22 protein-coding genes are annotated in these 22867 nt (G+C 67.5%); 6 read left to right on the top strand and 16 right to left on the bottom strand.

Annotation, left to right across the window (positions count from 1 at the left end; translation table 11 throughout):
* Positions 1–22 precede the first annotated feature (22 nt).
* Complete coding sequence (locus tag ACWDUN_RS23370) at positions 23–2998, top strand: MMPL/RND family transporter (protein ID WP_449932393.1); 2976 nt, start codon at positions 23–25, stop codon at positions 2996–2998.
* Positions 2995–4137 (top strand): acyltransferase PE, encoded by a 1143-nt coding sequence (gene pe / locus ACWDUN_RS23365; RefSeq protein WP_449932392.1) that lies wholly within the window; start codon positions 2995–2997, stop codon positions 4135–4137. Before ACWDUN_RS23370 ends, pe begins: the two co-directional genes overlap by 4 nt.
* Here pe and ACWDUN_RS23360 read toward each other — a convergent pair.
* Positions 4134–4769, bottom strand: a complete 636-nt coding sequence (locus ACWDUN_RS23360) for a GAP family protein (protein ID WP_449932391.1) — start codon at positions 4767–4769, stop codon at positions 4134–4136. The genes pe and ACWDUN_RS23360 overlap by 4 nt on opposite strands.
* A gap of 11 nt (positions 4770–4780) precedes the next feature.
* Positions 4781–6490, bottom strand: a complete 1710-nt coding sequence (locus ACWDUN_RS23355; protein WP_449932390.1) for an AMP-binding protein — start codon at positions 6488–6490, stop codon at positions 4781–4783.
* A 159-nt stretch (positions 6491–6649) separates the two neighbouring features.
* Between ACWDUN_RS23355 and ACWDUN_RS23350 the strand changes: the two genes are divergently transcribed.
* Positions 6650–7132 carry a flavin reductase family protein gene (locus tag ACWDUN_RS23350; protein WP_449932389.1) on the top strand — a complete coding sequence of 161 codons (483 nt, stop codon included), beginning with the start codon at positions 6650–6652 and terminating at the stop codon, positions 7130–7132.
* Here the strand turns inward: ACWDUN_RS23350 and ACWDUN_RS23345 are convergent.
* The 5 genes from ACWDUN_RS23345 to ACWDUN_RS23325 all read right to left on the bottom strand — a co-directional run bounded on the left by ACWDUN_RS23345 (position 7129) and on the right by ACWDUN_RS23325 (position 11347).
* Entirely contained in the window at positions 7129–7290 is a 162-nt protein-coding gene (locus tag ACWDUN_RS23345; protein ID WP_449932388.1) for a hypothetical protein, read from the bottom strand. The genes ACWDUN_RS23350 and ACWDUN_RS23345 overlap by 4 nt on opposite strands.
* A 168-nt stretch (positions 7291–7458) precedes the next feature.
* Positions 7459–8208 carry a succinate dehydrogenase/fumarate reductase iron-sulfur subunit gene (locus ACWDUN_RS23340; protein WP_449932387.1) on the bottom strand — a complete coding sequence of 250 codons (750 nt, stop codon included), beginning with the start codon at positions 8206–8208 and terminating at the stop codon, positions 7459–7461.
* Positions 8209–8210: 2 nt separating this feature from the next.
* On the bottom strand, positions 8211–10142 hold the full coding sequence (locus ACWDUN_RS23335; RefSeq protein ID WP_449932386.1) for a fumarate reductase/succinate dehydrogenase flavoprotein subunit: 1932 nt from the start codon (positions 10140–10142) through the stop codon (positions 8211–8213).
* 42 nt (positions 10143–10184) lie between these two features.
* The gene (locus ACWDUN_RS23330) at positions 10185–11006 is read right to left on the bottom strand and encodes a hypothetical protein (RefSeq protein ID WP_449932385.1); all 822 of its coding nucleotides are present in this window, start codon (positions 11004–11006) and stop codon (positions 10185–10187) included.
* A gap of 47 nt (positions 11007–11053) precedes the next feature.
* On the bottom strand, positions 11054–11347 hold the full coding sequence (locus ACWDUN_RS23325; RefSeq protein ID WP_449932384.1) for a hypothetical protein: 294 nt from the start codon (positions 11345–11347) through the stop codon (positions 11054–11056).
* A 127-nt stretch (positions 11348–11474) separates the two neighbouring features.
* Between ACWDUN_RS23325 and ACWDUN_RS23320 the strand changes: the two genes are divergently transcribed.
* The gene (locus ACWDUN_RS23320; RefSeq protein WP_449932383.1) at positions 11475–12233 is read left to right on the top strand and encodes an isocitrate lyase/PEP mutase family protein; all 759 of its coding nucleotides are present in this window, start codon (positions 11475–11477) and stop codon (positions 12231–12233) included.
* 191 nt (positions 12234–12424) lie between these two features.
* Here ACWDUN_RS23320 and ACWDUN_RS23315 read toward each other — a convergent pair whose 3' ends face one another.
* Positions 12425–12838 (bottom strand): Hsp20/alpha crystallin family protein, encoded by a 414-nt coding sequence (locus tag ACWDUN_RS23315; protein WP_449932382.1) that lies wholly within the window; start codon positions 12836–12838, stop codon positions 12425–12427.
* Positions 12839–13038: 200 nt separating this feature from the next.
* Here ACWDUN_RS23315 and nirB point away from each other — a divergent pair, with 200 nt between their 5' ends.
* Both nirB and nirD read left to right on the top strand, forming a co-directional pair.
* Entirely contained in the window at positions 13039–15609 is a 2571-nt protein-coding gene (nirB, locus tag ACWDUN_RS23310) for a nitrite reductase large subunit NirB (protein WP_449932381.1), read from the top strand.
* A complete protein-coding gene (gene nirD, locus ACWDUN_RS23305; RefSeq protein ID WP_449932380.1) occupies positions 15606–15977 on the top strand; it encodes a nitrite reductase small subunit NirD in 372 nt (123 codons plus the stop codon). The genes nirB and nirD overlap by 4 nt, the downstream gene beginning before the upstream one ends.
* A gap of 272 nt (positions 15978–16249) precedes the next feature.
* Here nirD and ACWDUN_RS23300 read toward each other — a convergent pair whose 3' ends face one another.
* The 8 genes from ACWDUN_RS23300 to ACWDUN_RS23265 all read right to left on the bottom strand — a co-directional run bounded on the left by ACWDUN_RS23300 (position 16250) and on the right by ACWDUN_RS23265 (position 22846).
* Entirely contained in the window at positions 16250–16960 is a 711-nt protein-coding gene (locus tag ACWDUN_RS23300; RefSeq protein ID WP_449932379.1) for a sirohydrochlorin chelatase, read from the bottom strand.
* Positions 16957–18105 carry a uroporphyrinogen-III synthase gene (locus tag ACWDUN_RS23295; protein WP_449932378.1) on the bottom strand — a complete coding sequence of 383 codons (1149 nt, stop codon included), beginning with the start codon at positions 18103–18105 and terminating at the stop codon, positions 16957–16959. The genes ACWDUN_RS23300 and ACWDUN_RS23295 overlap by 4 nt, the downstream gene beginning before the upstream one ends.
* A gap of 210 nt (positions 18106–18315) precedes the next feature.
* Complete coding sequence (locus tag ACWDUN_RS23290) at positions 18316–18900, bottom strand: GNAT family N-acetyltransferase (protein WP_449932377.1); 585 nt, start codon at positions 18898–18900, stop codon at positions 18316–18318.
* 21 nt (positions 18901–18921) lie between these two features.
* Positions 18922–19800 (bottom strand): 5-oxoprolinase/urea amidolyase family protein, encoded by an 879-nt coding sequence (locus tag ACWDUN_RS23285; RefSeq protein ID WP_449932376.1) that lies wholly within the window; start codon positions 19798–19800, stop codon positions 18922–18924.
* A complete protein-coding gene (locus ACWDUN_RS23280; protein ID WP_449932375.1) occupies positions 19797–20456 on the bottom strand; it encodes a 5-oxoprolinase subunit B family protein in 660 nt (219 codons plus the stop codon). Before ACWDUN_RS23280 ends, ACWDUN_RS23285 begins: the two co-directional genes overlap by 4 nt.
* A 74-nt stretch (positions 20457–20530) precedes the next feature.
* Positions 20531–21217 carry a queuosine precursor transporter gene (locus ACWDUN_RS23275; protein ID WP_449932374.1) on the bottom strand — a complete coding sequence of 229 codons (687 nt, stop codon included), beginning with the start codon at positions 21215–21217 and terminating at the stop codon, positions 20531–20533.
* A 12-nt stretch (positions 21218–21229) separates the two neighbouring features.
* Complete coding sequence (locus ACWDUN_RS23270) at positions 21230–22174, bottom strand: ABC transporter substrate-binding protein (RefSeq protein ID WP_449932373.1); 945 nt, start codon at positions 22172–22174, stop codon at positions 21230–21232.
* Positions 22175–22252: 78 nt separating this feature from the next.
* Positions 22253–22846, bottom strand: a complete 594-nt coding sequence (locus tag ACWDUN_RS23265) for a TetR/AcrR family transcriptional regulator C-terminal domain-containing protein (RefSeq protein WP_449932372.1) — start codon at positions 22844–22846, stop codon at positions 22253–22255.
* Positions 22847–22867: the final 21 nt, after the last annotated feature.

Genomic DNA, 22867 nt, shown 5'->3' with positions numbered 1-22867 from the left:
TGGAAAGAGCTGTGGGGGATCTGTGCGCCGGTTAGCCGACTTCGTGGTGCGCTGGCCGCTGGCCGTGATCGGGATCTGGGTGGCACTGGCGGTGGCTCTGCCGCTGTCCGTGCCCAGCCTCAACGAGATGGCGCAGCGAAATCCGCTGTCCATGCTGCCGGGCGACGCCCCGTCCAGCGTCGCGGCCCGGCAGATGGAAGAGGCGTTCTCCGAACCCGGGACCGACGACCTGCTGTTGGTGGTGCTGACCGACGAGGACGGGCTGGGCCCCGAACACGAGGCCACCTACGCCAAGCTCGTCGACGCCCTGCGCGACGACCAACGCAATGTCGTGATGCTGCAGGACTTCATCGGCACACCGGCCCTGCGCTCGACGTTGACCAGCGAGGACAACAAATCCTGGGTGCTGCCGGTCGGGCTGGCCGGTGCGCTGGGCACCCCGCAGTCCTACGAGTCGTTCAACCAGGTCTCGGATCTGATCGAGCGGACCACGGCCGGCGGGCCGCTGGAGGTGCATCTGGCCGGCCCGGCCGCCACCGTCGCCGACCTGACGGTCGCCGGTGAGAAGGACCGGCTGCCGATCGAGATCGCCATCGCCGTGCTGGTGCTGCTGGTGCTGCTCATCGTGTACCGCAATCCGGTCACCATGCTGCTGCCGCTGGTCGGCATCGGCATGTCGCTGGTGATCGCGCAGTGCACGGTGGCGGCGCTGTCGGAGTTCACCGGTCTCGGCGTCTCCAATCAGGCCATGATCCTGTTGAGCGCCATCATCTTCGGTGCGGGCACCGACTACGCCGTCTTCCTGATCAGCCGCTATCACGACTTCGTCCGCAAGGGCGACGACTCACCCACCGCGGTGCGCGCGGCGCTGGGATCGGTCGGCAAGGTCATCACCGCGTCGGCGGCCACCGTCGGCGTGACCTTCCTGGCGATCAGTTTCGCCGAGATGGGGGTGTTCTCCACCGTCGGCGTCTCCTCGGCCGTCGGTGTGTTCGTGGCCTACCTCGCGGCGATGACGCTGCTGCCGGCGCTGGTGGCCTTGATCGGCCCGCGCGGCTGGATCAGTCCCCGCAAGGAACTCACCTCGCGGTTGTGGCGCCGCTCTGGCACCCGCATCGTCCGGCGGCCGTGGGCACATCTGATCGGCAGCCTGCTGGTGCTGTTCCTGCTGGCCGGGCTGGCCGGTTTCGCGACGTTCAACTACGACGACCGCAAGGCCGTCGCCGCCTCGGAACCCAGCTCACTGGGCTACGCGGCGCTGGAGGAGCATTTCGACATCAACCAGTCCATCCCGTCGTATGTGCTGATCCGCTCGCCCAAGGATCTGCGCAACCCGGAGGCGCTGGCCGATCTGGAACAGCTGGCCGAGCGGATCACCCAGCTCCCCGATATCGAGATGGTCAGCGGTATCACCCGACCGCTCGGCGTGGTGCCGCCGGAGTTCCGGGCCACCTATCAGGCCGGGATCGTCGGCACCCGGCTCGCCGACGGTGCGGAGATGATCAGCGACGGCTCCGAGGATCTGGACCGGTTGTCGACGGGTGCGAACACCCTGGCCGGCGGCCTGTCCGATGTGCGCGGCCAGATCACCGGTATCGCAGGCAGCCTGCAGCAGATGGTCGACGCGTTCGCCGCGCTGCGCGGCCAGTACGGCGGCGACAAACTGGTCAAGAATGTCGACGTCGCGGCCAAGCTCGTCGCCAGCATCAACCGGCTCGGCAACTCCATGGGCGTGAACCTGATGGCCACCCGCGACATGTTCGCCTGGGTGCCCCCGGTGCTGGCGGCCCTGCACGGCAATGTGGTGTGCGATCTGGACGTCTCGTGCAGCCAGACCCGCATCCACCTGTCCCGGCTGGCCGCCGCCCGCAACGACGGCACCCTGGCCGAGATCGAGGATCTGGCCGGACAGTTGGAATCGCTGCAGGACCGGCAGTCCCTCAACGCCGCGTTGCAACAGCTGGGCACCGCGTTCACCCGGCTGACCAACGCCATGCAGGCCATGGGTCTGGACAGCCCGGCCGGCGCCGAGGCGACGCTGGCCCAGCTGCAGCAGGGCGCCGAACGCTCGGCCGACGGTAGCCGGCAGGTTGCCAACGGGGTGGATCAGATCGTCGACCAGATCCAGGTGATGCGCACCGGTCTGGACCAGGCCGCAGCCTTCCTGCTGACGATGGCCGAGAACGCCGGCTCACCGGCCATGGCCGGCTTCAACATCCCGCCCGAGATCCTGCAGATGGAGGATTTCCAGGCGGCCACCAAGGCCTACATCTCGCCCGACGGGCATTCGGCGCGGTATCTGGTGTTCACCAAGCTCGACCCGTTCGGTCCGGCGGCCATGGATCAGGTCGGCGCCATCTCCGACGCCGCACGCGGCGCGCTGCCGAACACCGAGCTCTCGGATGCCACGATTTCGATGGGTGGCTATCCGGTGGCCCTGGCCGACACCCGTGACTACTACGAGAACGACATCCGCTACATCGTCATCGTGACCGTGATCGTGGTGCTGGCGATCCTGATGCTGCTGTTGCGGGCCGTGATCGCCCCGCTGTATCTGGTTGGCTCCGTGGTCATCTCGTACTTCGCCGCGCTCGGCCTGGGCGTGCTGCTGTTCCAGGTCATCCTGGATCAACAGCTGCACTGGTCGGTACCGCCGCTGGCCTTCGTGGTGCTGGTCGCCGTCGGCGCCGACTACAACCTGCTGCTGGTGTCGCGCATGCGTGACGAGGCGCCGCTGGGCCGGTTCGGCATCGTCCGCACCCTCAGCTCCACCGGCGGCGTCATCACCGCGGCGGGGCTCATCTTCGCGGCCTCGATGTGGGGTCTGCTGTTCTCCAGCATCGGTACTGTGGTGCAGGGCGGGTTCGTCATCGGCATCGGAATTCTGTTGGACACCTTCCTCGTCCGGACGATCACCGTGCCCGCCATGGCCACGTTGGTCGGCCGGGCGAACTGGTGGCCATCTCGACTCACAGCGCGAGGGAGCGGTACGGCATGAAGAAGCTACTCGCGGCGACCACCGCCTTCATGACGATCGGCATCACCGGACCGCTCGGTGTCGGGATCGCCACCGCCGACGAGCCGCCCCCTGGGCCGGTGGGACCCGGCCCGGCAGGCCCGGGCCACGCCCGCACCATCGAGGGCCGCGGCTACGCGCTCGGTGGCGCGCACGTGCTCGGCATCCCGTACGACGAATACATCATGCGCACCGGCGCCGAATGGTTCCCGGACCTGAACCGCCAGATCGTCGACTACCCGGCCGGCCAGGTCCAGGGGCACACCCTGGAGCGGCTGTTCCCGGGGATCGGTCGCCTCGACGACAACTTCCCCGGCCTGGGTCTGGACGGTCCGAGCTACGGCGAATCCATCGACGTCGGCGGCCCGAACCTGCTCAACGCCATCCGCCAGGGCGGCCCGGGCATGGCGATCGGATTGTCCGAGGGCGCCTCGGTGCTCGACGATGTGAAGCTGCGGCTGGCCAACGATCCGACCGCGCCGCCGCCGGACCACCTGGCGTTCGCGACCTACGGCAACCCGGTCGGCAAGCATGCCTTCGGGGAGAGCTTCCTGAGCCAGATGTTCCCCGTCGGCTCCGTGGTGCCGTCGCTGGACTACCGGATGCCGCCGCCGGTGGAGAGCCAATACGACACCCACCTGTTCGTCTCGGCCTATGACAGCATCGCCGACTGGCCGCAGCGGTCGGACAACTGGATCTCGGTGGCCAACGCGATCGTCGGCCTGGCCACCGGCCACACCGCCGTCGCGTTCACCAACCCGAGCATGGTTCCGCCGCAGAACATCCGGACCACCGTGAACTCTCGCGGCGCCAAGACGACGACGTACATGATCCCCGAGGAGCATCTGCCGCTGGTGCTGCCGTTCAAGTATCTCGGCGTGGACAAACCGACGCTGATGGAACTCGACCGGATCCTGCAGCCCTACGTCGATGCCGGCTACACCCGCAACGATGATCCGGCCACGGCGCCGATCACGGTCGACCCGGTCAACGGGTACGACCCGGCCGAGGTGACCGCCCCGGCCACCCAGGCCGCGTTCGGTGGCGGGGCGGATCCGGTGTCGCAGTTGATGGCCGGGTTGCAGTACGTGCTGAACAACCAGCCGCCGGCCCAGCCCTAGAGGCCCGCCAACCCCACCGCCAGCAGCACCACGCCCACCACGGCGATCAGCGCTGCGACGGCGCGGCGGCCCTGGGCGCGCAGCCAGTCGTTGAAGGCCGCCAGCGTCACGCGGGTCCGGTCGGGTGCCAGAAGATATGACAGCAGCGGAATCTCGACCAGCGCGAAGGCCACCGCGTTGAACACCAGCAGCGCCGTCAGCCGGGTGGTGGTGGACACGTCGGCCGCGCCGATGACCGCCAGCGCCGCCAGATAGTCGACCGAGGGCAGCGCGATACCGAGCCCGGCGGCCCCGGCCACCCACAGCGACTGGCCGTCCAGCAGGCGGCGCACCCATTGCGGCGGGGTGCGCGGCCTACCCGTGGTGACGGCGATGAGCGCGGCCGCCACCAGCGCGCACACCCCGATCGCGATCTGCACCTTGGGCAGCGTGAACCGGGTCGATTCGGGCAGGCGCGCTTCGAGCACCAACAGCACCACCGCGCCGACGGCCAGCCCCATCAGGAAGCCGCCGGCCAGGAAGGCGGCCAACTGTAGTTGCGGCCGTGGACGATTGAGCATCACGACCGACATCCCGATGCGGAACGGCTCCAGGCTCACGGCAACCGCCATGACCAGCAGCGTGATCCACATCGGCGGGCGTGTTACGCAGCCAGCCGGACGAACTGCCCCTGCCGGTACTGCTCCACACACGCCGATCGGCGGATCTTGCCGCTGGTGGTGGTCGGTATCGTGCCCGGTTCCACCAGCACGATATCGGCGACCTGCAAGCCATGCGCGCGCGAGATCGCAGCCACCACATCGTTTTTCAGCAGGTCCAGATCCTGGTCGCGGTTCTTGAGCTCGACCACGGCGACCAGCTGCTCGGATTCGCCGTCGGCGACCGCGATGGCCGCCACCCGGCCGCGGGTGATCTCCGAGACCGTCGACTCGATATCGTCGGAGTAGTGGTTGCGGCCCCGCACGATCAGCATGTCCTTGATGCGGCCCACGATGAACAGGTCGCCCTCGGAGATGAAGCCGCGGTCACCGGTGCGCAGCCAGTTTCCGGTCGGCAGGTCGGCGGGTCCGTCGACAAGCGTTGCCCCGAAACCGGTTCCGGTCTGATCTGGTTTGCGCCAGTACCCGGCCGACACGTTCTCGCCGTGGGTCCAGATCTCGCCGACGGTGCCCTCCGGGCAGGGGCGGCCGGTGTCGGTGTCGACCACCAGCACCAGCGGTGAGGCCGGCAGCCCGTACCGCAACAGCGGTGTGCCGCCGGTTTCGCGGACCGCGCTGCCCTGCGTCAGCTGCTCGGCGCCGAACTCGACGGCTTCGGGCGCCCGGCCCTGGCTGCCACTGGCCACGAAAACCGTCGCCTCGGCCAGGCCGTAGGACGGCATGAGCGCCTCGGGCCGGAAACCGTGGGAGGCGAAGCGTTTGTTGAATCGCTCGACGGTGACCGGGTGCACTCGTTCGGCACCGCAGATGATGCTCTCCACACCGGCGAGGTCCACGCCCTCCAGATCGGCGTCGGCGGTGCGGCGCGCGGCGAGGTCGAGCGCGAAGTTGGGTCCGCCGGACACCACGAGCGGATGCCGCGACATGGTCTTGAGCCACCGCACCGGGTGGGTCAGAAACGCCAGTGGGCTCATGACGTCGGCTTGGCGCCCCGCCAGGATCGGTGCGGCGACGCCGAGCATCAGTCCCATGTCGTGGTAGAAGGGCAGCCACGACACCAGGGCCCCGCCTACCGGGAATTCGCCGCCGTACCTGCGCAGGTAATCGGGCATCAATTGGTCGAAGTTGGCGACCAGATTGCGGTGGCTGATCATCACACCGGCCGGTGCCCGGGTCGACCCCGACGTGTACTGCAGATAGGCGATGTCCGGGCCGCCCGCGGGGACGTCGGTGTCGACCGGTTCGGGACCGTCCAGGTCGAGGGTGTCCACGGCCACCACGGCCGTCATCGCGGCACCGTCGTCGACGTACTGGGTGGCGACGTCGAACAGCGCGGCGGTGGTCAGCACCACCGCGGGTGACGTGTCGGCGACCACGGCGATGGTGCGCTCGTCATGCGAGCCGGGCACCGGCGCAGACAGCGGGACCGCGATGAAACCGGCCTGCATGGCGCCCAGGAAGGCCACCACGTACGCCAGCCCCTGCGGCGCCACGATCAGCGCCCGGTCACCGGGGGAGCCGTACTGGGCGACCTGCTCGGCCATGTTCAGCGTGCGTCGGTGCAACTGCGCCCAGGTCAGCGTGTCCTCGACACCGGCGGGGTCGCGGTCGTAGTCGGTGAAGGTGAACGCGCGGTCGTCGGGTGTCAGACCAGCGCGCTCCCGCAAGACGGTCAGGATGGACGCGTTGGGCATGGGGGTCAGGCTACTCATTGTGTTCATCCCGAGTGTGACCATGGTGGACATGGCACCGCACGCGGCAGGATGGTGGGGGACTCGCGGCGTGCCGAGAACCGTGCCCTGCGCACCCCGAGGTCGCCGCTGTGCGCCGTTACATGTGAAGATGGAAGTGTTATGAGTGACACAGACCTGAGCCCGGCCTCGCTGCGTGAGGCGTTCGGGCATTTCCCGACCGGGGTCATCGCGATCGCCGCCGAGGTCGACGGTGTGAAGGTCGGTCTGGCGGCCAGCACATTCGTGCCGGTGTCGCTGGATCCGCCGCTGGTGTCGTTCTGCGTGCAGAACTCCTCGGAGACCTGGCCCAAGCTCAAAAATCTGCCGTCACTGGGGATCAGTGTGCTGGGCGAGTCACACGATGCGGCGGCGCGCACGCTGGCGGCCAAGACCGGTGACCGGTTCGCCGGGCTGCAGACGCAGTCCTGCGAGAGCGGGGCGGTGTTCGTGCACGGCACCAGCGTGTGGCTGGAGAGCACGATCACCCAGGAGGTCCCGGCCGGTGATCACACCATCGTGGTGCTGCAGATCAGTGACATCACGGTGCACGACGTGCCGCCGATCGTTTTTCACCGCAGCACGTTCCGCAAGCTCGGCAGCTAGGGGCGCGCCGCCAGCTGGTCGCGGTATCCGCTGATGCGCTGGTCCAGTTCGGCGGCGTCGGTCTGCCTGCCCTCTTTGCGGGCAAGGTCAGCACGGACCGTGAGCTCGCGAATGGCGGTGCGAATATCGTTGACGCTGATCGTTTCTCGATGTGACATGGGTGTGCCTTCTCGTCGCTGATCGGACGTTGTTCGGTCGCCCCACCAACCGTACGCCCGATATCGCGCGGCGGCATCGATGTCTTCTGGCGAAACTCGCGTACCCGTTGCTCCACCAGGGGATTCAGCCCCGGGTACGCGGGTTTCGCCCGGCGTCGTGCGCCCGATCTACCGCCGGAAGAGCTTGTTGCCCAGCCACACGATCGGGTCGTACTTGCGGTCGGCGACGCGTTCCTTCATCGGGATCAGTGCATTGTCGGTGATCTTGATGTGTTCCGGGCAGACCTCGGTGCAGCACTTGGTGATGTTGCAATAGCCCAGCCCGTGTTCGTCCTGCGCCATCTGCTGGCGGTCGACGGTGTCCAGCGGATGCATGTCCAGTTCCGCGATGCGCATGTGGAAACGCGGGCCGGCGAAGTTCTGCTTGTTCTCCTCGTGATCACGCACCACGTGGCAGACGTTCTGGCACAGGAAGCACTCGATGCACTTGCGGAACTCCTGGCTCCGGTTCACGTCCTCCTGCTGCATCCGGTACTCGCCGGGCTGCAGATCCTTGGGCGGGGTGAACGACGGGATCTGGCGCGCCTTCTCGTAGTTGAACGACACATCGGTCACCAGATCGCGCATCACCGGGAACGTCCGCAGCGGGGTGATGGTGACGGTCTCGTTCTCGTCGAAGGTCGACATGCGCGTCATGCACATCAGCCGCGGGCGGCCGTTGATCTCCGCCGAGCAGGACCCGCACTTGCCCGCCTTGCAGTTCCACCGCACGGCCAGATCGCCGGCCTGGGTGGCCTGCAGCCGGTGCACGATGTCGAGCACCACCTCGCCGTCGTTCACCTCGACGGTGTAGTCCTGCAGGTCACCGCCGGACTCGTCGCCCCGCCATACCCGTAGTTTTGCGTTGTAAGCAGCCATGATCAGCCCTTCCGGTCCGGGTGTTCGGCCAGTTGGTCATCGGTGTAGTACTTCTCGAGCTCGGACAGTTCGAAGGTGGCCAGCAGGTCGGGCCGCATCACCGGTTGCTCCTCGGGGGTGACGACGACGTCCGGGACCACCGGGTCACCCGGCTTGTCGCCCGCACCGTCGACCGTCTTGCAGACCAGCAGCTTGTTGCGCCAGGTGCGGTCCATCTGCGGATGGTCGTCACGGGTGTGGCCACCGCGGCTCTCGGTGCGCTGCAGTGCGGCCTTGGCGACGCATTCGCTGACCAGCAGCATGTTGCGCAGGTCGATGGCCAGGTGCCAGCCCGGGTTGAAGATGCGGCCGCCCTCGACGACGACGTTGGCGTAGCGGTTCTTCAACTCGTCGATCTTGACCAGCACTTCTTCGAGTTCGTTCTGCTTGCGGATGATCCCGGCCAGATCGTTCATCGACTCCTGCAGTTCGGCGTGCAGGGTGTAGGGATTCTCGGCGTCGGCCTTGGGTTCGAAGGGGCTCAGCGCCAGCTGGGTTGCCCGCTCCAGGGCATCCTCGGACACCTTCGGGCGGGTGTCGGCGTTCAGCGCTCGCACGTAGTCGGCGGCTCCGAGGCCGGCGCGCCGGCCGAACACCAGCAGATCGCTCAGCGAGTTGCCGCCGAGGCGGTTGGAGCCGTGCATGCCGCCGGAGCACTCCCCGGCGGCGAACAGGCCCGGGGTCGCCGCTCCGCCGCTGTCCGGGTCGACCTCGATACCGCCCATGACGTAGTGGCAGGTCGGGCCGACCTCCATCTCGTCCTTGGTGATGTCGACCTCGGCCAACTCGATGAACTGGTGATACATCGACGGCAGTCGGCGCTTGATCTCCTCGGCCGGCATGCGGGAGGCGATGTCGAGGTAGACGCCGCCGTGTGGGGTTCCGCGGCCGGCCTTGACCTCTTCGTTGATGGCGCGCGCCACCTCGTCACGGGGCAGCAGATCGGGGGTGCGGCGCGCGGAGTCGTTGTCCTTGAGCCACTGATCGGCTTCCTCTTCGGTCTCGGCGTACTGGCCCTTGAAGACGTCGGGGATGTAGTCGAACATGAAGCGCTTGCCCTCGGAGTTCTTCAGCACTCCGCCGTCACCGCGCACGCCCTCGGTGACCAGGATTCCCTTCACCGACAGCGGCCAGACCATCCCGGTGGGGTGGAACTGGATGAACTCCATGTTGATCAGACCGGACCCGGCGCGCAGCGCCAGCGCGTGCCCATCGCCGGTGTACTCCCAGGAGTTCGACGACACCTTGAACGACTTGCCGATACCGCCGGTGGCCAGCACGATCGCCGGCGCCTCGAACAGCACGAACTTGCCGGTCTCGCGGTAGTAGCCGAACGCGCCGGCCACCCGGTCACCGTCCTTGACGATCTCGGTGATCGAACATTCGTGGAACACCCGGATGCGGGCGTCGTAGTCGCCGAGTTCGCGCTTGTCCTCCTGCTGCAGCGAGACGATCTTCTGCTGCAGGGTGCGGATGATCTCCAGCCCGGTGCGGTCACCGACGTGGGCCAGCCGGGGGTAGGTGTGTCCGCCGAAGTTGCGCTGGCTGATCTTGCCGTCCTTGGTGCGGTCGAACAGCGCACCGTAGGTCTCCAGTTCCCACACCCGGTCCGGAGCCTCCTGCGCGTGCAGCTCGGCCATCCGCCAGTTGTTCAGGAACTTGCCGCCGCGCATGGTGTCACCGAAGTGCACCTGCCAGGAGTCCTTGGTGTTGACGTTGCGCATCGCCGCCGCGCAACCGCCCTCGGCCATCACGGTGTGCGCCTTGCCGAACAACGACTTCGTCACCACCGCGACGCGCAGACCCCGCTCGCGGGCCTCGATCACCGCGCGTAGTCCCGCCCCGCCGGCACCGATCACGACGACGTCGTAGGTGTGCCGTTCCAGGTCACCCATCAAGAAATCCTCACTACGTTGTTTGCGTCCGGAAAAGCCTTGTCAGCCAATGAATCTCAGGTCACTGATGGTGCCGCTGGCCACCAGCATGATGTAGAAGTCGGTGAACATCAGGCTGCCCAGGGTGATCCATGCGTACTGCTTGTGCCGGACGTTGAGCTTGCTGATCTGTGTCCACATCCAGTAGCGCACCGGATGCTTGGAGAAGTGCTTGAGCCGGCCACCGGCGACGTGGCGGCAGGAATGGCAGGACACGGTGTAGGTCCACAGCAGCACCACGTTGATGACCAGGATCAGGTTGCCCAGACCGAATCCGAAACCGCCGTCGGGCTTGTGGAAGGCGATGATCGCGTCGTAGGTGTTGATCACCGAGATGAGCACCGCCAGGTAGAAGAAGTACCGGTGGGTGTTCTGGATGATCAGCGGGAACCGCGTCTCGCCGGTGTAGGTGGCGTGCGGTTCGGCGACCGCGCACGCCGTCGGGGCCTGCCAGACGGTGCGGTAATAGGCGCCACGGTAGTAGTAACACGTCAACCGGAACAGCAGCAGGAACGGCAGCGACACCGCGGCGTAGGGCAGCCACCAGACGTCGGGCAGGAACTGGCCGAAGTGGCTGGCCTCGGGCACACACCCGGTACTGACGCACGGCGAGTAGAAGGGGGTCAGGTACCCGTACTCGGCGACGTAGTAGTTGTTCTGCAGGAACGCCCGCACCGTCGCGTAGATCACGAACGCGGCGAAGCCGAGGTCGGTGATCAGGGGCGAGCGCCACCACGCATCGGTACGCAGTGTGCGTTGCTTGATCTGTGCTCGGGTTGGTGAGAAGACGCCGGTACCTTGAGGTTTCGAGGTCGGTGCGCTCACAGGGTTCCCTCTTCTTCTGTTGTGTCGGGGCGCCGGGCCCCTATGGTCTAGCGGCTGCCGCCGAGACCCTCGTCATCGACACCGCTCCAGAAATCTCGGGAGTAGTCGTGATCGGGGATGGTGATCTTCTCGGCGGTCCGGGGGTGCGCTGGTGCTCCACGCATCTCCAGTTCCGCGGCGTCGATGTCCAACCGGTCGATATCGTTGAGCATGCGTTCGGCATCGTTGACGATGCGGCGCATCGCCGGGGTGTCGCCGTAGCGGGCACGCAGCGATGTGACGCATCGGCGAAGGTTGCCGATCAGTTCGTGCAGTTCGGCAAGCTCGGTTGTGGTGGACAAGGGTGACCTCCTTGGGCTGAAGGGTGTCAGGGATCACATTACGCATCCGATGTTAGCCACAACGCGGACTTGAGAGTGAGACAGATCACGTCTACGTCCAGGAAATTTCTCACCGAAAGGGATCACGATGTCCAACGAGGATCTACAGCAGAAGGCCTCGACCCTGCTGGCACTGCACAAGCCGGGCGATCCGGTGGTGCTGCCGACGGTGTGGGATGCCTGGTCGGCGAAAACGGCCGTCGACGCCGGTTTCGTCGCACTCACGGTCGGCAGCCATCCGGTCGCCGACTCGGTCGGCAAGCCCGACGGCGAGGGCATGAGCTTCGACGATCTGGTGACCCGGGTCGCCCAGATCACCGCGGCGGTCGACGTGCCGATCTCGGTGGACATCGAGTCCGGTTACGGCGAGTCGCCGAGCCGGCTGATCGACGGTCTGCTGTCCGCAGGGGCCGTCGGCCTCAACATCGAGGACACGGTGCACTCCGAGGGCGGGCGTATCCGCTCCGATGAGGACCATGCCGCTTTGGTGGGCGAGCTGCGCAAGGCCGCCGATGCCGCCGGCGTGCACGTGGTCATCAACGCCCGCACCGACCTGTTCCTGCGTGAGGTGGGCGACGAGTCCGACCGCTACGACCGCGCCGTCGAGAAGCTGAAGTTGGCCGCCGAGGCGGGTGCCGACAGCCTCTACCCCGTCGGCCGCCACGATGACGACACCTACCGCCGGTTGGTCGCGGATCTGCCGCTGCCCATCAATGCGATCGCGCTGCCCGCCCAGGACGATCCGAAGAGCTTCGCGCCGCTGGGCGTGGGTCGGATCAGCTTCGGCCCGTTCCTGCAGTTCGCCTTGACCGAACGCATCAACGAACTCATCACCCCCTGGAAGTGATTTCCGCCCAAACGAACAAACGGGCACCGAAGATCGAGTGGTTTCATCCACAACGTCAAGCTCGGTGACGCACGACGAGGCCCCGCGAATTCTCGCGGGGCTTCGTTTCGTGTTGCCCAAGTTGACGTTCGGGTGGGGCCCACCTGGACCTTTTTCACCCGTTTGTTCGTTTGGGCGGTACTTGGCCTTGCCTACTTGGTGGTGATGGCGATGCGCTGCGGCTCGGTGCCCGCATACACGCCGGCGACCCGAACCGTCAGCACGCCGGCGTCGTAGGACGCCGATACTGCGTCGCCGCTGACCTGAGCGGGCACCTTGAACGACCGGCGGAAGGCGCCGTAGCGTACCTCGGACAGCGTCCGACCCTCGCCGTGCTGATCGCGCCGCTCGCCGCGGATGACCAGTTGGCCGCGGTCGAGTTCGACGGTCACGTCCTCGGCCACGTCGACGCCCGGCAGTTCGAGCCGGACCACGGCGTCGTCACCGTCGCGCACCACCTCGGCGGCCGGATTGAAATCGGCCGAGACCGGGGCGGGCGTGCCGAAGAAATCGCGCAGCCAGAAGTCGACCGGCGAGGCCGGGCGGGTGCGTACCGCGTTGCTCATGATGTCTCCTCGATGTCTCGTGACCGGCCCTGCGCCGGTCCGCTGCACATAGAACTTGAGTCGACCCCGCTGAAGTTCCATCAGCGTGTTCGCCGTCAGCGAAGCACTCACAGCCCTTTGCACGGATATGTGAGGAAGCCGTGACGGCCGATTCACACGAGGGCACATTGCGGCAATATCGGCTTCCTACCGTCTCCGGTATGCAAGCAGCCAAGCATGTGGTCGTGGTCGGACACGGCATGGTCGGACACCGCTTCGTCGAGGCGCTGCGCGCCCGCGACACCGAGGGAGTCTGGCGCATCACGGTCCTTTCCGAGGAGGCCGATGCCGCCTATGACCGCGTCGGCCTGACCGGCTACACCGACCACTGGGACCGCACCCAGCTGGCGCTGCCCGGCAACGACTATGCCGGGGACACCGCGGTGAGCCTGCAGCTGGCCATGCCCGCCCAGGCGATCGACCGCGACGCCAAGACGGTCACCACCGTCGACGGGCAATGCCTGGCCTACGACGCGCTGGTGCTGGCCACCGGGTCGTACGCCTTCGTACCCCCGGTGCCCGGTCACGACCTGCCGCACTGCCACGTCTACCGCACGCTCGACGATCTGGACGCCATCCGCGCCGGCGCGCTGGCCGCCGCCACGACGAAGACCCCCGTCGGCGTGGTGATCGGCGGCGGCCTGCTCGGGCTGGAGGCCGCCAACGCGTTGCGCGCGTTCGGGTTACAGACCCACGTCCTGGAAATGTCCCCGCACCTGATGGCCGCCCAGCTCGATCCCGCCGGTGGCGCGCTGCTGAACCGGATGATCCGCGGCCTCGGTATCGACGTGCACACCGGCGTCGGCACCGAGAGCATCGCTCCCGCCCAGCGCAACAAGCCGCTGCGCAAATCGCAGGCCGACGATTCGGTGCGCCTGTCACTCAACGACGGCACCAGCATCGACGCCGGTGTGGTCGTGTTCGCCGCCGGTGTCCGGCCGCGTGACGAACTCGGCCGTGCCGCCGGCCTGGAGATCGCCCAGCGCGGCGGCGTGATGACCGACCGATCATGCGTGACAAGCGATCCCAGTATCTATGCAATCGGTGAGGTGGCCGCCATCGAGGGCCGCTGCTATGGGCTGGTCGGTCCCGGCTACACCAGCGCCGAGGTGGTCGCCGACCGGCTGCTCGGCGGGGAGGCCGAGTTCGGCGAGGCCGATATGTCCACCAAGCTCAAACTGCTCGGTGTCGACGTGGCCAGCTTCGGTGACGCGCAGGGCCGCACGCCGAACTGTCTGGACGTCGTCGTCAACGACCCGGTCAAGCGCACCTACGCCAAGCTCGTATTGTCCGACGACGCAAAAACTTTGCTCGGCGGCATCCTGGTGGGCGATGCGTCGGCCTACGGTGTGTTGCGCCCGATGGTCGCCAGCGAACTACCCGGTGATCCGCTGTCACTGATCGCGCCGGCCGCCGAAGGAGGCGGTGCATCGGCTCTCGGTGTCGGCGCGCTGCCGGACATCGCCCAGATCTGTTCGTGCAACAACGTCACCAAGGGCGATCTCAAGGAGGCGATCTGCGGTGGCTGCACCGATGTCGCGGGCCTGAAGAAGTGCACGCTGGCCGGCACCTCCTGTGGATCGTGCGTACCGCTGCTCAAACAACTCCTGGAGGCCGAGGGCGTCGAGCAGTCCAAGGCGTTGTGCGAGCACTTCGGCTACTCGCGCGCCGAGATGTTCGAACTCATCAGCGCCACCGAGATCCGCACCTTCTCCGGTCTCATCGAGAAGTACGGCACCGGAAAGGGTTGCGATATCTGCAAACCCACCGTCGCGTCGATCCTGGCGTCCACGAGTTCGGACCATGTGCTCGACGGCGAGCAGGCCTCGTTGCAGGATTCCAACGACCACTTCCTGGCCAACATCCAGAAGAACGGCAGCTACTCGGTGGTGCCGCGGTCACCGGGCGGTGAGATCACGCCCGAGCAGCTCATCCTGATCGGCGAGATCGCCCGCGATTTCGATCTCTACACCAAGATCACCGGGGGTCAGCGCATCGACATGTTCGGCGCTCGGGTGGACCAGCTGCCCGAGATCTGGCGTCGGCTGGTCGAGGGCGGCATGGAATCGGGCCACGCGTACGGCAAGTCGCTGCGCACGGTCAAGAGCTGCGTCGGCAGCACCTGGTGCCGTTATGGACAACAGGATTCGGTGGACATGGCCGTCGAGATCGAGAAGCGTTACCGCGGCCTGCGCGCCCCGCACAAGATCAAGATGGCGGTTTCGGGATGCGCCCGCGAATGCGCCGAGGCGCAGAGCAAGGACGTCGGCATCATCGCCACCGAGCAGGGCTGGAACCTCTACGTGTGCGGTAACGGCGGGATGTCGCCGCGGCACGCGCAGTTGCTGGCCGGTGACCTCGACGACGAGACACTCATCCGCTATATCGACCGGTTCCTGATGTACTACATCCGCACCGCCGATCGGCTGCAGCGCACCGCGCCGTGGCTGGAGGCCCTCGACGGCGGGTTGGAGCATGTACGCGAGGTCGTCTGTGACGATTCTCTGGGCCTGGCCGCCGAATTCGAGGCGGCGATGGCCCGCCACGTCGCCGGCTACGCCTGCGAATGGAAGGGCGTGCTGGACGACCCGGAGAAGTTGTCGCGCTTCGTGTCCTTCGTCAACGCACCCGAGGTGGCCGATCCGACCATCGAGTTCACCGCATCATCCGGACGCAAGGTGCCTGTTGCCATCGGCATGCCGAAGTTCACGCCCGAGGAGAACAGCAAATGACACTCACCGATGACCGCAAAGACGTTGTTGCTGAGGCCGATCCGACGTGGACGACGGCGTGCCCGCTGGACCGGCTGCTGCCCAACCGCGGGGCCGGTGTGTTGCTGCCCGGGGGCGTGCAGGCCGCGTTGTTCCGGCTCGATGACGGATCGCTGCACGCGATCGGCAATATCGACCCTTTCTCCGGGGCGGCGGTGATGTCGCGCGGTATCGTCGGCGACCGGGCCGGCCGGGCGTGTGTACAGACCCCGATCAAGAAGCAGGCCTTCGCATTCGATGACGGCGCCTGCCTCGATGATCCGACGAGATCGGTGCCGGTCTACCGGACTCGCGTCACGCAGGACGGTCTTGTGCAGATCGCGGCGTGACCGCCAGCACCCAGCGGGCATCTCTGCCGGGTCCGGGTTGGCGTGCCACATCACCACGCCGTTGCAGCACTGTGAGGTTGCGATATACCGACTCGATCACCGCACCCGAAACACCTTGTCGCAGAACATGATCGCGTAGCTCTGCGGTCGTCAAGGGCCCTTCGGCGTTCTCCAACGCGCTGATCAACTGCGCGCGCAGTCGCTCACTGTGCCCCGACGAAGCCATTTGCACGATCCTAGCCGAGGGACCGGGTCAGCCCCGAATCGGCAGGTCAGGCCGCGGCCGGCAGGCTCAGCGCGCCGGCGCGTCGGAACCGGCCGGCGATCAGCCGCACCATGCCGGGGTGGATACCCAGCGGTTCGGCCACCAGGTCGGCTCCAGCCGCGCGCAACCGGTCCTGGAACAGACCGTCGGCCAACAGATAGGACGCGATGGCGATGCGCCTTTCGGCGTTGCGCTCACGTGCGGCCTCGACGGCGGCCGCCACGGTCGGCGCACCGGTGGCCGCGTAACCCAATTCCACCCGGTCGCCGATCAACGCCGACAGCATCGCCGCCGTCTGGCGCAGGTCGGACTGTGCGCTGCGGTCCGAGGTGCCCGCGGCGGCCAGGATCACCGAATCGCCGGGCCGCCAACCGGCTTCCTGCAGCCTCTCGGCGAGCACACGGACGCTGCCGGCGCACGGGCCCAGCGGGCGGGTGACCGTCACCGCGGGGTGCGCGCTGGCCTGCACGTGGGCAGGCACATCGACCCGGACGTGGTAACCACCGGCCAGGAAAGCCGGCACCAGCACCGCGGGACGGTCCTGGGGCAGGCGGGCCAGCACCTCCGACGGTGTCGGCCCCACCACATCGACGAACGCGACCTCCACCGGCCGGTCGAGGACGGCGGAAACCCGTTCGGCCAGTTCGCCGATCATGCTCACCCCGCCGGGCTTGCGGGTGCCGTGCGCCACCAGCACCGCCGATGCGTCCCGATTCATGACACCCCCACCGCAGATTCGTCGACGGCCAGTCGGTAACCGCGTTTGACGACGGTGGAAACAATGTTCTTGTCACCCAGAGCCGTTCGTAACCGCAGCACGGCCGTCTCCACCGCGTGAGTGTCGGTGCCGCTGCCGGGCAACGCGTTGAGCAGATCGTGTCGCGACACCACCGCGCCCGGCCGGTGCGCCAACGCCCGGATGGTCGCCATCCCGGCCGGTGGCAGTTCCTTGACCACCTCGTCGACCAGGACGCAGGTGCCGCGGATCTCCAACAGGTGCCCGGCCACCCGCATCCGGCGCGACTGCAGCAGGGGTAGCTCGTCGGTGATGTGGCGGGCCAGCGCACCCAGTCGCATCCGTTCCGGTGCGGAGGTCGGCACACCGAGCCGCACGAGCGGCCGGGCGGTGATCGGACCGACGCACATGGCATGGACGTTGGTGCGCAACGCATTCAGCACGTCGTCCTCGACACCGAGGTCGGCGGCCCGCAACAGCAACGATGCCACCGCCGGTGCCGAGGTGAAACTGACCGCGTCGAAGCGCTGCTCGGCGATGGCGAGCACCAATTGGTCGAACGGTCCGTTGCGCGGGGCGGGATTCCAGCGGTACACCCGAATGGGAACCACGTCGGCGCCGGCGGCGCGCAACTCGTCGAGGAACTCGGGGAACGGATCCCAGTCGTCGTTGGTGCCGTGCAGTTGCACCGCGACCCGCATGCCGACGATGCCGCCCTCCAGCAGATAGTGCAGCAGTTCGCGCGAGGATTCCGATTCCGGGGACCATTCCTCGGGAAGCCCGGCGGCACGCAGCGCGCCGGTGGCCTTGGGCCCGCGCGACACGATGCGCGCATTGCTCAGCGCGGCGGTCAGTTCGTGGGCCAGGCCCCACCCGTCGGCGGCGGCGATCCAACCGCGCAGTCCGATACCGGTGGTGGCGATGACGATGTCGGGCGGGTCGGCGATCAGCGCCTCGGTGTTGGCGCGCAGTTCGTCGTCATCGGGCAGCGGCACCATGGTGATGGCGGCGGCACTGGTCACGTCGGCGCCGCGTCGGGTGAGCAGGGTGGCCAGCTCCTCGGCTCTGCGGGCCGAGGTCACCGCCACCCGGAACCCGGTGAGCGGCGCCCAGTCAGGTTCGGTCATGTCACCTGTGTATTCAGTCGGTGTTTCTGGGTTGTTACCCCGCGATTGCACGCGGGTGTCGTGACGGGCTCGGTCGCGATGGGCGTCGCGAACAACATTGGACCGAGGCTATGAGCGCATTGTTGCACGAGCGCTGCCGGCGGTGACCCGGCCGTGAACATCCGCTCACCGCCGATTCCGGCCGGCCGTGAGGTGCGGGTCCGGCCCGTCTTACCAGACGTCCCCGTCGCGCCAATCACAGCTCAGCTCCGCGGTGGTGTCCAGTTCGACGCCGACCGGCAGCACGTAGACGCCGCCGTCGTCCTCGGGTGTGCGCACCCGCCCCGTGGGCGCGAGCACCGACGTCGGCCCCGCCCACTGCTGCCACCCGCGCGGCAGGTACAGCTGCAGCCCGGCCTCCGAGGAGCCCAGTGCACCGAGCTGATAGGCCCCGCGCAGCACCTGTTCCAGCGCGTCCATGATCGCGGTGGCCAGGCCCTGGCCGCGCCAGTCCTGCCGGACCGCGACGGCCTCGATGTATCCGCAGCGCAGCGCGGTGTCGCGGTAGAGCAGCCGGCGCTGGACCACCGCGCCGTGGGCGATGATGGCACCGCGGTGCTGGATCAGGGCGTGCATGCCGCCCAGCGCGTGCTCCCAGTCGCTGTCGTCGAATGCGCCATCGGGGTCGTCGGCGAACGCGTCGACGACCATCCGGTGCGCATCGGCGCGCGTCTCGGCATTTAGATCGGCGGTGTGGATCAGCCGGGCGGTGTGGACCTCCCGGACAGCGCCCTGTCCCTGTGTGTGACTGCGCACACCGCCGTTTCTACCACCATTTCAGAACGGGCGGCGCGGACGCGACCAATGCAGCCGCACCGTCTGCCCCGGCCGCACCTGGCCCAGCTTGTCGATGCCCTCGTCGGTCACCACGCCGATCACCGGATAGCCACCGGTCACCGGATGATCCGGGCCGAGGATCACCGGAAAACCGTTGGGCGGTACCTGGATCGCGCCACGGGTGGCACCCTCGCTGGGCAACTGACGATCCGGCCACCGGTACTCCAACGGCATCCCGACCAGTCGCATGCCCACCCGGTCGCTGCGGTTGGTCACCAGCCAATTGGTGCGGACCAGGATGTCGGGGTCGACGAACCAGTCGTCGCGCGGGCCCGGCACCACTTGCAGGTCCAGGATCTCCGGTTCGATCGCACCGACCGGCGCCTGGTCGATTTCGGGGAAGTCGGCGGTGTGCTCGCCGACGGGCAGCACATCGCCGACCCGCAGCGGAGCCGGGCCGATCGCCGACATCACGTCATAACTGCGCGACCCCAGGACCGGCGCCACGTCGATGCCGCCGCGCACCGCGAGGTAGCTGCGCAGACCCGAGTGCGGCGCACCCAGCGAGATCACCTCACCATCTCGGGCGTAGTGAATACTGTTGGTGCCGAACGGGACTCCGTTGACGGCCGGATCGGTGTCGGCGCCGGTGACGGCGATGGTGACATCTCCACCACGCACCCTGGCGGAGAACCCGCCGAAGGTCACCTCGACGGTGGCGTGTTCACCGGGATTGGCGACCAGTCGGTTGGCCAACGTGTGCGCCCGACGGTCGGCGGCACCGGACCGGGTGACACCCATGTGCGCCATGCCGGGTCGGCCCAGATCCTCGACCAGGGCCAGCGGTCCGGTACGCAGCACTTCCAGCGTGATGCTCATGCGATCTCCCGGAAAGCGACGGTCATGCCCGGCGTCAGCAGGGCGGGTTGGGCGCGTTCGACGTCGAACAGCACGGCCGAGGTCCGTCCGATCAACTGCCAGCCGCCGGGGGATTCGCGCGGATAGACACCGCTGAACTCGCCCGCCAGCCCGACCGATCCGGCCGGCACCCGGGTGCGGGGCTCGGCCCGGCGCGGGACCTGCAATCGCGGATCCCCACCGACCAGATAGGCGAATCCCGGTGCGAAACCGCCGAATCCGACCTGCCACAGGCTTCCCGTGTGGGCGGCGACGACCTCCTCGACGGTCAGGCCGGTGAGCTGCGCGACATCGGCCAGGTCCGCGCCGTCGTAGGTCACCTCGATCACCACGTCGGGCTGCTCGGCCTTGCCCACCTCGTCGACCGCCTGGTGCAGGCTGAGTTTCCCGAGCCGTTGCCGGGTGGGCGCCAGATAGCGCGGGCCCGCCAACTTCAACAGGATGGTGCGCGAGGCGGGCACGATGTCGAGGACACCGAGCAGCGCGGCGCGCTGCAAGGTGTCGGTCCAGGCCAATACCGCCGCGGTGCTGTCGAACTCGAGCAGCAGCGCCTGATCCCCATAATCGCGAACGGTGCCCAACTCGCCGGGCACATGCACTTCCGTCGTCACGGTCATCTACCGAAGCTACCGCCGAGTAAGTTCGTTCTCGACGTGTCTGTGGGCTTTGCCAGAGGAGCCTTAGACGCCTATCAGACAGCTGGCTGGTAGGTGGGTTCGCGACGCTTGACGACGGCGATCACGCGGTAGGTGATCGGCAGCATGACGACCTCGACGATGGTCTTGTAGAACCAGCCTTGCGCGGTGTAGATCAGGAAATCGCTGAACGAGGTGATACCGATGACGCTGGCCGCGATCGCGCAGAACACCACGGTGTCGCCCAGCTGCCCGATGAACGTCGATCCGACCAGGCGTGCCCACAGGTGTTTTTCCTTGGTCCGTTCCTTGATCAGCACCAGCGACCACGCATTCAGCGTCTGTCCGACCAGAAAACCCGCCATCCCGGCGATGATCAGGCCCGTGTAGGCGCTGACGATGTTCTCCAGGTGCTCCTGGTTGGGGTAGAAATCGGCGGCGGGCAGATAGACGGTGGCCCAGAACGCCAGCGCCGCCAGGATGTTCATCGCGAAGCCGAGCAGGATCGCCTTACGCGCAGCCTTGAAGCCGTACACCTCCGACAGCACGTCGCCGATCACGTAGGTCAGCGGGAAGATCAGGAAACCGCCGTCGGTGATGATCGGCCCGAACTCCACCCCCTTGGTCGCGGTGACGTTGGAGATGATCACCAGCGCGGTGAAGACGGCGACGAAGATCGGATAGTAGGCCGAACCGACCTGCGCATAGGAGGGCCGCGGCGGGGTCTGGGTCGGGCTGTTCACCCGGATATCTTCTCAGGTGAGCGCGGCGCTCAGCATCGGCGGCAGTTGGTCGGCCACCGCGGGCAGCGCCAGCGGGGAGCTGAACGTGATCGCGGCGCCCAGGTCGCGACCGGTGAACACATTGCGCCGGCCCTGCTCGGCGATCAGCGGATCCACCGTCAACGCCGCGATCTCGGGGTCGTCGGCGCACCAGATCAGGACATCGGCTTCTCCGAGCACCTCGGACATCTGATCGCGCGGGACCACCGGATCGGTCTCGGGAACCTCGAACCCGAGCTGGGTGAGGAACTCCGTGCGCCAGCCCGGCGGCGTCGTCACCAGGTCGCCGTCGTCCAGGCTGCCCGGCAGCAGCAGCGCCCGCCTGCCCTTGAACTCCGGATGCTCGGTGGCCAGCCCGGTGAACCGGTCGTCGATATCGGCGATGAGTTTGGCCATCTCGTCGTACTTGAACACAGCCGTGCCGATCGCGGTGGCCTGGTCCTTCCACGGTTCGAAGAAGGCCTGCGTCCCCGGCTGGGCGATGGTGGGAGCGACGCCGGATAGCCGGTCGTAGGTGTCACGGTCCAGTCCGGCGTTGGTGGCGATGATCAGATCCGGGTTCAGTGCGGTGATGGCCTCGAAGTTGATGCCGTTGTCCAGGTTGAGCACGGCGGGCTGGGCCGATCCGAGCGCCGGTATGGCCCAGGGCCACACCGCGAACGGTTGCCCGCCGAACCACTCGGTGATGCCGACCGGAATGACGCCGACGGCCAGCAGGCAGTCCTGACCGGTCAGCCCGGCGCTGACGACGCGGGTCGGCGCGGCCGGGACCCTCGTCTCACCGAAGGCATGGGTGACGGTGACCGATCCGTCATCGGCGACGGCGCCGGGACGTTCGGACTCGCAGGCGGCCACCGCGGCGGCCGAACCCGCGGCGAGCACCAGTAGGAAGCCTCGCCGGGACCAAGGAGTCGGCACGCGCTGAGCGTACTTCGCCGCCAGTGACCGTGTCTGGTCAGCGACACGCCGATTCCGCGGGCCTTTGGCGGTCGCTCGTCACGGCGCGAGGCCCCGCAGCAGCACGGTCAGGCCGAACTCGAAGGCGTCCTCGGCGCGGTCGGCGACGCTCGATCCGGTGGCCAGGGCCCGCGCCAGTTCGGGTCCGACATCGTCGCCGCCTCCCCATGGGGCCTCCGGTGCGGCGGCATCCAGGGCCGAGCCCAGCACGAAGCTGTCGATCAGCGTGATGATGCGCAGCGTGTCGGCGGGATCGAACCCGGCCGCGGTCAGAGTGCCCGCCAGCGCGTTGTACATCTTGACGGCGTGCGCACTGCCGACGGGATAGGCGGTCAGCAGCGGTATCAGCCGTGGGTAGCGTGCGTAGCTACGCCGGTAGGAGCGCATGATCTCGGCGACGACCTCGATCCACGGGCCGTCGAGGTCGGGTAGATCGACCGCGCTCATCGCCTTCTCGCGCAGCAGCTCGATGATCTGTTCGCGGCCGGTGACGTGGTTGTACAGCGAGGACGGGCTGACCTTGAGCGTGCGGGCCAGGTCGGGAATGGTGAACCCACCGGTCGAGGTGACCAATTCCATTGCCGCATCGGCTATTCGGTCCGTAGACAGGATGGCCACCCGGGGTCGTCCCATGTGAATTCCCTCCAGGTCTTT

It is taken from the genome of Mycobacterium sp. NPDC003323 (assembly GCF_053589535.1).
The sequence above is the reverse complement of the archived record's forward strand: the minus strand, read 5'-3'. Positions and strand labels throughout refer to the sequence as shown.